At 73.3% G+C, this 8043-nt stretch carries 6 protein-coding genes; 3 read left to right on the forward strand and 3 right to left on the reverse strand.

The annotated features are described in order from the left end of the window. Positions 1-169: 169 nt before the first annotated feature. The 3 genes from MHW47_RS28785 to MHW47_RS28795 all read left to right on the forward strand — a co-directional run bounded on the left by MHW47_RS28785 (position 170) and on the right by MHW47_RS28795 (position 4419). The gene (locus MHW47_RS28785; protein ID WP_239226687.1) at positions 170-937 is read left to right on the forward strand and encodes an ABC transporter ATP-binding protein; all 768 of its coding nucleotides are present in this window, start codon (positions 170-172) and stop codon (positions 935-937) included. After that, on the forward strand, positions 934-3780 hold the full coding sequence (locus MHW47_RS28790; RefSeq protein WP_239226688.1) for an FtsX-like permease family protein: 2847 nt from the start codon (positions 934-936) through the stop codon (positions 3778-3780). Before MHW47_RS28785 ends, MHW47_RS28790 begins: the two co-directional genes overlap by 4 nt. Positions 3781-3873: 93 nt before the next feature. Then, positions 3874-4419, forward strand: a complete 546-nt coding sequence (locus MHW47_RS28795) for a bacterial proteasome activator family protein (RefSeq protein ID WP_275449768.1) — start codon at positions 3874-3876, stop codon at positions 4417-4419. A gap of 126 nt (positions 4420-4545) precedes the next feature. Here the strand turns inward: MHW47_RS28795 and MHW47_RS28800 are convergent, their stop codons facing one another. The 3 genes from MHW47_RS28800 to MHW47_RS28810 all read right to left on the reverse strand — a co-directional run. Beyond that, positions 4546-5535 carry an NAD(P)H-quinone oxidoreductase gene (locus MHW47_RS28800; RefSeq protein WP_239226689.1) on the reverse strand — a complete coding sequence of 330 codons (990 nt, stop codon included), beginning with the start codon at positions 5533-5535 and terminating at the stop codon, positions 4546-4548. Positions 5536-5628: 93 nt separating this feature from the next. Next, entirely contained in the window at positions 5629-6702 is a 1074-nt protein-coding gene (locus MHW47_RS28805) for a TrkA family potassium uptake protein (RefSeq protein ID WP_239226692.1), read from the reverse strand. Between the two features lie 20 nt (positions 6703-6722). Beyond that, a partial coding sequence (locus MHW47_RS28810) for a molybdopterin molybdotransferase MoeA (protein WP_239226690.1) occupies positions 6723-8043 on the reverse strand: 1321 nt, incomplete at its 5' end.

Below are 8043 nucleotides of genomic sequence, written 5' to 3' on the forward strand. Positions count from 1 at the left end.
GCACCCACCGCCGAGCCGGCCCTGCAGCCGAACCCGGCCCCGCCGGTCGCTGAACCCGGCCCCGTCGCTGAAACCCGCACCCGCCGCCGAGGCCGCCGCCCGGCCGCCTCGGCCGGCACTCCGCCGCTGAAACCGGCGCCCCGTACCTTCACCGTTCCGAGAGGCACGCATGTCCCCGCACGACCCGTCCACAGCCGCACCGCCGCTTCCGGTGGACGCACCGGTCCTCGAACTCCGCTCGCTCACCCGCACCCACGGCACCGGCATGGCCGAGGTCCAGGCGCTGCGCGGCATCAGCCTGTCCGTGCACGCCGGTGAACTCGTCGCCGTGATGGGCCCGTCCGGCTCGGGCAAGTCCACCCTGCTGACCCTGGCCGGCGGTCTCGACACCGCGACCGGTGGCCAGGTGATCATCGAGGGCCAGGACATCACCGCGCTCGGCCCCAAGGGGCTCGCCGCCCTGCGCCGCCGCAGCGTCGGCTACGTCTTCCAGGACTACAACCTGATCCCCGCGCTGACCGCCGCCGAGAACATCGCACTGCCGCGCGAGCTGGACGGCGTCCCGGTCCGCAAGGCCCGCAAGGAGGCCCGCGCCGCCCTGGAGGAGATGAACCTCCTGGAGATCGCGGACCGCTTCCCGGACGAGATGTCCGGCGGCCAGCAGCAGCGCGTCGCCATCGCCCGCGCCCTGGTGGGCGACCGGCGCCTGGTCCTCGCGGACGAACCGACCGGCGCCCTCGACTCCGAGACCGGCGAGGCCGTCCTCGCGCTGCTGCGCAACCGCTGCGACCAGGGCGCGGCCGGGGTGATGGTCACGCACGAACCGCGTTACGCGGCCTGGGCGGACCGGGTCGTCTTCCTGCGGGACGGTTCGATCGTGGACCAGACGCTGACGGCCGGGGCCGACTCGCTGCTGGCCGCCGGGGGAGCCGAGTGAGCGTCTTCACGGGGTGGCGCGCCGCCCTCCGGATAGCCCGCCGCGACGCCTTGCGCGCCAAGGGCCGCAGCGCCCTGGTGGTCGCGATGATCGCCCTGCCGGTCCTGGGCGTCACGGCCGCCGACATCACGTTCCGCAGTGCGGACCTGAGCCCGGCGGAGGAGCTGACGGCCCAGCTCGGTTCGGCCGACGCGCTGTTCAACGACGCGGGCATGGGGCCGATCCAGCAGATGCCCGACGGCAACACCTACAACCCGGTCGGCGAGATGCCCGGGGACGAGCTGCCGCCGATCGACATGCGGGCCGCCTTTCCCAAGGGCGCGCGGGCGATCAGTGAGCAGTCCGTGCCGGGCACGGTCACGACCGCGTACGGGATCGCCAGTGTCGAGATCATCGAGCTGAAGACCTCGGACCGGATGGCCCGCGGCAAGATCGACCTGCTCAAGGGCGCGTTCCCGCAGGGCACGGGGGAGATGGTCGCCACCGAGCCGTTCCTGGAATCGGCCGGCCTTCGCGTGGGTTCCGACGTCACGCTCACACCGGCCGGCCAGAAGTACACGATCACCGGCGCGGTGGAACTGCCGGCCGATCTCGAGGCGAAGGTGCTCTACGCCGATCCGGGCGCGGTGATCGCCCCCTGGCAGAAGCTCGCCGAGGCCGACAAGAAGGTGCCGGAGCCCCATCCCGGCCAGCCGCAGTGGCTGGTCGAGGCGCCGGGCCGGGCCGGAGTCGGCTGGCAGGACGTGGTGGCGGCCAACAAGGCCGGCGCCGTCGTCTCCTCGCGGGAGGTCTTCGAGAACCCGCCGGCGGAGTCCGAGATCCCGCTGCTCAAGTCGAACCCGGACTTCGGCTCCGCCGAGTCCTTCGGCGACGACACCGACGCCGCCCTCGTCACCGTCGTCGCGATGGCCATCCTGGAGATCGTGCTGCTGGCCGGACCGGCGTTCGCCGTGGGTGCCCGCCGCTCCCGGCGCCAGCTGGGCCTGCTGGGCACCTGCGGTGGCGACCGGAGCCAGATCCGCGCGGTCGTCCTCGGCGGTGGCGTCGTCCTCGGCGGCGCCGGCGCGGTCGCCGGGGTCGCGGTCGGGCTGCTGCTCACGGTGGTGTTCCGGCCGATGATCGAGGGCTGGGCCGGGCACCGCTTCGGCTCGCTGGTGGTGCGCCCCACCGAACTCCTGGTCATCGCCGTGCTCGGCCTGGTCACCGGTCTGCTGGCGGCGCTCGCCCCGGCGATCGTGGCGGGCCGGCAGTCCGTACTGGAGTCGCTCACCGGCCGGCGCGGAGTGCGCCGCAGCTCGCGGGTCCTGCCCGTCACGGGCGCCTGCGTGCTCGCGTTCGGCGCGCTCATCGCCGTGTACGGGGGCACCAGCGGCAACTCCACGCTGGTCGCCGGCGGTTCCGTGGTCGCCGAGGTCGGGCTGCTCGCCTGCATTCCGGTGATCGTCGGGCTGCTGGGCCGGCTGGGCCGCAGGCTCCCGCTCTCGCCCCGGATGGCGCTGCGCGACGCGGCCCGCAACCGGGGTCGCACCGCCCCGGCGGTGGCGGCCGTGATGGCGGCCGTGGCGGGCTCGGTGGCCATCGCCACGTACATGGCCAGCAGCCTGGCCGAGTCCGACTACTCCTACACGCCCATGCTGACCGAGGGGACGATCTCCCTGGCGGCCGGGGACACCGAGGCCGCCGAGCGGCTTCCGGCGGCCCGCGCCGCCGTCGAACACACCATGGCGGTGACCGGCGGGCGCGCGGACGTCTCGCGCGTCTGGGCGGGCAGCGACTGCAACGTCTACTACGAGGACGAGGACAGCTGCGGCTCGATGGAGCTGGTCAAGCCGACCGGCAAGGGCCACACCTGCCCGCTCGCCGACAAGGGTGCCAAGCAGCTGGCGGCGCGCCTCTCCGCCGATGAGCACCGCGCCATGATGCGCACCCCCGCCTGCGTGGACGAGCGCACCTCCACGAGCACCTTCAGCACGGACTCCAACAACATCGTCGTCGCCGACGCCGCCTTCCTCGACACCTATGTGAAGCTCCACGACCCGGCGGCCGCCGCGGCCCTCAAGGCCGGCACGCCCGTCCTGCTCAACGAGGCGTACGCGAAGAACGGCGAGGTCACCCTCAAGGCCGTCCACCGCTACAACCCCAAGGACACGAAGAACATCAAGCTGCACCCCGGCCCGCCCCGCGAGACCACCCACCGGTTCCCGGTCCATGTGGCGAAGCCGGGGTACGCCACCACGCCCGGGGTCCGCATGATCATGCCGCAGGCCACCGCCGAACGCCTCGGCCTGCACACGGAGCCGTACGGCAGTGTGTACACCGTCGGCCACGCGCCCACCGACGCGGAGAGCCAGCGGGTGTCGGCCGCCATCGACCAGGCGGGCGGTGGCCTCTGGGTGCAGTCCGAGTCCGGTGCCGCCGACCGGGGCAGCATCATTCTGCTGATCCTCACCCTGTTCGCCGGAGTCGTGACGATGGGCGCCGCGGCGATCACGACCGGCCTGGCCAAGGCGGACGCGGAAGCCGACCTCACCACCCTCAGCGCGGTGGGCGCGCCGCCGCGCGTGCGACGCTCGCTCTCCGGCTTCCAGTGCCTGGTGGTGGCGCTGACCGGGGTGCTGCTGGGGACGGTGGCGGGCCTGCTGCCCGCGGTGGCCCTGCGGCTGGTCGATCTGCGCGCCGCGATGGCGGAGATGCGGATCTCGCCCATGGAGTCCGCGTACACGCCGATCGTGGTGCCCTGGCCGACGATCGGGCTGCTGGCCGTGGTGGTCCCGCTGCTCGCGGGCGTCCTCGCGGCGCTCTTCTCCCGCTCGCGGCCGGGCCTGGCGCGCCGGGCCGGCTGACCTGCTGGGCTGTTCGGTGCCTCCGGGACGGTGGATCAACCGTTACCGGGGGCACCACAATGGTGAACGCCGCGTGTGCGAGACAATGAGGGCATGGAGATGCCGAGGAATGAACGGTCGCAGGAGCACCCCCAGGTCCTCGTAGTGGGACAGGACGGAATGGCGATCGGCGGCGGTGACACCGACGACGAGTCGCGGGAGATCCCGGTGACGGAAATGGTCGAGCAGCCCGCGAAGGTCATGCGCATCGGCAGCATGATCAAGCAGCTCCTGGAGGAGGTCAGGGCGGCTCCTCTCGACGAGGCGAGCCGGGTGCGTCTGAAGGAGATCCACGCCGGTTCGGTCAAGGAGCTGGAGGACGGGCTCGCGCCGGAGCTGGTCGAGGAACTGGAGCGGCTGTCGCTGCCGTTCACCGACGACTCCGTCCCCTCCGAGGCGGAGCTGCGGATCGCCCAGGCGCAGCTCGTGGGCTGGCTGGAGGGCCTTTTCCACGGCATCCAGACCGCCCTGTTCGCCCAGCAGATGGCGGCCCGCGCCCAGTTGGAGCAGATGCGCCGCGCGCTGCCGCCGGGCAGTGCTCACGAGGAGGACGGCGGCATCGACCCGCACGGCCCGGTCCGTTCCGGCCCGTACCTGTAAGCAGCCCGACCGACGACGTCCCGGGGCCCGGCACACAAGCGTGTGCCGGGCCCCCGGCGTGTGCGGTGTGCCAGGCCCTCCGGGCCGGTGCGGTGACGCGGGGTCAGGCCGGTGCGGTGGCGCGGGTCAGGCGGCCGTGGGCGGCTTGAGCAGCACCTTGCCGATGTGCGTGCTGGACTCCATCACGCGGTGCCCCTCCGCCGCGTCCTGCATCGGCACCGTGCGGTCGACGACCGGCTTGACGATCCCGTCCGCGATCAGCGGCCAGACGTGCTCGCGTACGGCGGCGACGATCGCCGCCTTCTCGGCGAGCGGCCGCCCGCGCAGCGAGGTCGCCGTGACGGCGGCCCGCTTGTTCAGCAGCGTGCCCAGGTTCAGTTCGCCCTTGACGCCGCCCTGGAGGCCGATGATCGCGAGCCGGCCGTTGACGGCGAGGGCCGCCACGTTCCGGTCGAGATACTTCGCGCCCATGATGTCGAGGATGACGTCCGCGCCCGCCCCTGCGGTGGCCTGGCGGATCTCCTCGACGAAGTCCTGCTCGCGGTAGTCGATCAGGATGTCCGCGCCCAGCTCCGCGCAGCGCGCCAGCTTGTCCGGGCTCCCGGCCGTCACCGCGACCCGCGCCCCGACCGCCTTGGCGAGCTGAATGGCCATCGTGCCGATACCACTGGAGCCGCCGTGCACGAGCAGCGTCTCGGCGGGGCGCAGATGGGCCACCATGAAGACGTTGGACCAGACCGTGGCCGTCACCTCGGGCAGCGCAGCCGCCTGCACGAGGTCCAGCCCCTTGGGTACGGGCAGGAGCTGGCCCGCCGGGACGGCGACCTTCTCCGCGTATCCGCCGCCCGCGAGGAGCGCGCACACCTCGTCGCCGACGGCCCAGCCGTTGACGCCGGGGCCCAGGGCCGCGATCCGGCCCGCGCACTCCAGGCCGGGGTAGGGGGACGCGCCCGGCGGCGGGTTGTAGAAGCCCTGCCGCTGGAGGACGTCGGCCCGGTTGACCGCACTGGCCACGACGTCCACGAGGACCTCGCCCTCGCCGGGTACGGGATCGGGCACCTCGGCCCACACGAGCGCCTCGGGGCCACCGGGTTCGGGGATCGTGATCGCATGCATGGCCGCGAGGCTACTCCGTACCGGCCCGCGCTCCGGGCTGCACGGGGTGCGGCGCGGCGGTGGGGCGGGCAGGAGGGCGGGCGCGGCCGGGGGTCAGGGCAGCGGGTGGTTCTGGTGCGGCGGGTGGGCGGGCGGCTCGTTCGAGGCGCGCACGATGGTGATCAGGCGGTCCGTCAACTGCAGAGGGCTCGCCGCCGGGTCGTCGTAGCCGAGGAGCCGGTGTCCGCGCAGCACGCTGACCACCAGGTCGTCCGTCTCACGCACGTTCTTGCCGACCTCACTCTTTATCACCGGCCGTTCGACGAGGTCGAGGCCGCTGCCCTGCTGGATGAGGTCCTCCATGACCGTGCCCGCGCTGGGGCTGAGGACCGAGAGGCCCAGGAGCCGGCCGGCCGCGCTGGCGCTGGTGATCACGGCGTCGGCGCCGGACTGGCGCAGCAGCGGGGCGTTCTCCTCCTCGCGCACCGCGGCCACGATCTTCGCCCCGCGGTTGAGCTGGCGGGCGGTCAGCGCGACCAGCACGGCGGTGTCGTCGCGCTGGGTGGCGATGATGACCTGACGCGCCTTCTGCAACTCGGCCCGGAGCAGGACATCGCTGCGGGTGGCATCGCCGACCACACCGGTGAACCCTTCGGCGTTGGCGATCTCGATCACCTTGGACGCCGGGTCCACGATGACGATCTGCTCCTTGCTCAGCCCGGTGGCGCGCAGGGTCTGGATCGCCGAACGGCCCTTGGTACCGAAGCCGACGACGACGGTGTGGTCACGCAAGTTGGTTCTCCAACGCTTCAGCCGGAAGTCCTCGCGGGTCCGCTCGGTGAGGACTTCGAGAGTGGTGCCGACCAGGATGATGAGGAAGAGCACCCGCAGCGGTGTCACCAGCACCACGTTCATGAGGCGGGCACCGTCGCTGTACGGGGTGATGTCGCCGTAGCCGGTGGTGGAGAGGGTGACCGTGGCGTAGTACACCGCGTCCAGCAGATCGACCGAGTCGTCGGCGGCGTCGTGGTAGCCGGCACGGTCGATCCAGACGATGAACACGGTGGCGGCGAGCACCATCAGAGCCATCATCAGGCGCTTGGCCACCTGGCGCGCCGGTCCGTCCACGACCCGGCGCGGCAGCATCACCCGCGTGGGGACGACCTGTTCGTCGGCCCGCCTGGCCATCGCGTCATGGCCGGGAAGTTTCACGTGAAACACCCTTCAGTCCACGGCGTCGCCGAGGCCCACGGTAGATCGAGGATCTCCACCTCGGTGCCGGACCGTACCCCTCCCGGCTCCACCACGGCCAGTCCGTCCGCGGCGGCGATCCCGCGCAGCATGGCCGGACCGTTGTACCGCAGGGGTACGACGCACTCCGCCCCACTCCCGGTTCCGGCCGCCGTGTCCGTCCGGTAGACGACGGGAACGAGTCGGGTGTCGTGCGGATGTCCCTGGACATCGTCGCGCACGGGCACCCGGTACGGCTCATCGGGGGCAGAGCCGCCGAGCCCGGCGAGCAGCGGCCCGGCGAGGGTGAGGAGCCCGGAGACGGCGGCGAGGGGGTTGCCGGGGAGCCCGACGAGAGAGCGGCCGGCGCCAAGGCGGGCCAGCAGCATCGGGTGACCGGGGCGTACGGCGACTCCGTCGACCAGCAGTTCGGCGCCGATCCGGGTGAGCACCCGGTGGACATGGTCCACCGGGCCGGCGGCGGTGCCACCGGTCGTGATGATCAGGTCGGCGTCGGATGCGGTGAGCGCCTTCCGGAGGGCGTCCGCGTCGTCGCCCAGGCGGCGCGGCGGGGCGGCCTCGGCGCCCAGCGCCCGCACCCAGGGCCCGATCATGGGCCCCAGCGCATCGCGGATCAGCCCGTCGTGCGGCAGCCCGGTGGTCAGCAGCTCGTCGCCCAGGACGAGAACCTCGACCCTCGGCCGACGGCGTACGGGCAGCTCGTCGTACCCGGCAGCGGCGGCCAGGCCGAGCACGGCGGGGGTCACGATCGTCCCGGCGGGAAGCAGGTGCTCCCCCGCCCGGCACTCCTGGCCGCGCGGCCGGATGTCCTGGCCGTGGCTGACGGACCGCTGGGCGTACAGCAGCCCCTTGGCCTCGTCGGCGTACGCGTGTTCGGTGCGGATGACGGCGGTGACCTCCGCCGGGATGCGGGCGCCGGTGGCGATACGGACGGCCTCGCCGTCGGGCAGCAGGGCGGGAGCGCCGTGACCGGCGAGGATGCCGCCCTCGTCCCGGATGCGCCAGGGCCCCGGTCCGGCGACGGCCCAGCCGTCCATGGCGGAGGTGTCGAAGGACGGCAGATCGGTGAGCGCGGCCAGCGGCTCTCCCAGGACCCGCCCCAGCGACTCGGCCAGGCACACCCGCTCACTCCCCGGGGCCCGGTGGCCGGCCCGTCGGGCGATGCGCCGGGCATCCCGCCAGGAGACCGCCGCCGCCCGGTGACCAGGGGCGGCGGGCGCGCCGCTCACCGGCCCGGCGAGGGCGAGGGCCTGGGCGACGGCCCGCTCCTCGTCGGCT

The sequence above is a fragment of the Streptomyces sp. OfavH-34-F genome, assembly GCF_022347745.1.
Taxonomy (GTDB): Bacteria; Actinomycetota; Actinomycetes; order Streptomycetales; family Streptomycetaceae; genus Streptomyces.

What these genes read in the sequence shown, in the direction of transcription:
- MHW47_RS28795 (WP_275449768.1), top strand. Translation starts at nt 3,874, where the DNA reads ATGGAGATGCCGAGGAATGAACGGTCGCAGGAGCACCCCCAGGTCCTC.
- MHW47_RS28805 (WP_239226692.1), bottom strand. Translation starts at nt 6,702, where the DNA reads ATGGCCAGGCGGGCCGACGAACAGGTCGTCCCCACGCGGGTGATGCTG.
- MHW47_RS28800 (WP_239226689.1), bottom strand. Translation starts at nt 5,535, where the DNA reads ATGCATGCGATCACGATCCCCGAACCCGGTGGCCCCGAGGCGCTCGTG.
- MHW47_RS28785 (WP_239226687.1), top strand. Translation starts at nt 170, where the DNA reads ATGTCCCCGCACGACCCGTCCACAGCCGCACCGCCGCTTCCGGTGGAC.